Annotated in this window: 2 tRNA genes and 1 rRNA gene; all 3 read left to right on the plus strand. The window is 54.5% G+C overall.

Features of this window, described 5'->3' with window-relative positions:
• Positions 1–96: ribosomal RNA gene (locus tag L0U89_RS20235) — 16S ribosomal RNA — on the plus strand; the annotation flags it as partial.
• Between the two features lie 48 nt (positions 97–144).
• Positions 145–218, plus strand: a tRNA-Ile gene (locus tag L0U89_RS20240).
• Positions 219–319: 101 nt separating this feature from the next.
• Positions 320–393: transfer RNA gene (locus L0U89_RS20245), tRNA-Ala, on the plus strand.
• Positions 394–563 lie beyond the last annotated feature (170 nt).

The following is a 563-nucleotide window of genomic DNA, read 5'->3' on the forward strand; positions in this document are numbered from 1 at the left end:
GTAACCGTCGAGGAGCCGTTCAGGGTAAAACCGGTGACTGGGGCTAAGTCGTAACAAGGTAGCCGTACCGGAAGGTGCGGCTGGAACACCTCCTTTCTGGACGGGCCGCCGCCGGCGCCGTTCCATCTTCTCACTTTAATTATCGGGCTTGTAGCTCAGGTGGTTAGAGCGCTACACTGATAATGTAGAGGTCCGTGGTTCGAGTCCACGCAAGCCCACATTAACTTGAGTTGTTTGTGCCTATACAAACGGTATATGCACTACCAAAAAAATTGATCTTCAATTGTGCTTTAAATAATTGAATAATTGAAGTAAAAACGGGGGATTAGCTCAGCTGGCTAGAGCACCTGCCTTGCACGCAGGGGGTCAACGGTTCGAATCCGTTATCCTCCACCCAAGCTGAACAAATGAGTTCAGGAAGTTCATTGACGTGCTAAAACCGAATATGCGGCGGGCCCCTTGCCGCGGAGCGATCCGCGGGTTGGGGTCCCGTCGGGCGCCGTGCCCGGCAAAAGGGGGCACGGCGCGAAGCAAGTAGAGAAGGGCGCACGGGGGATGCCTGG

This window comes from Mariniradius sediminis (assembly GCF_021491425.1).
GTDB lineage: Bacteria > Bacteroidota > Bacteroidia > Cytophagales > Cyclobacteriaceae > Mariniradius > Mariniradius saccharolyticus.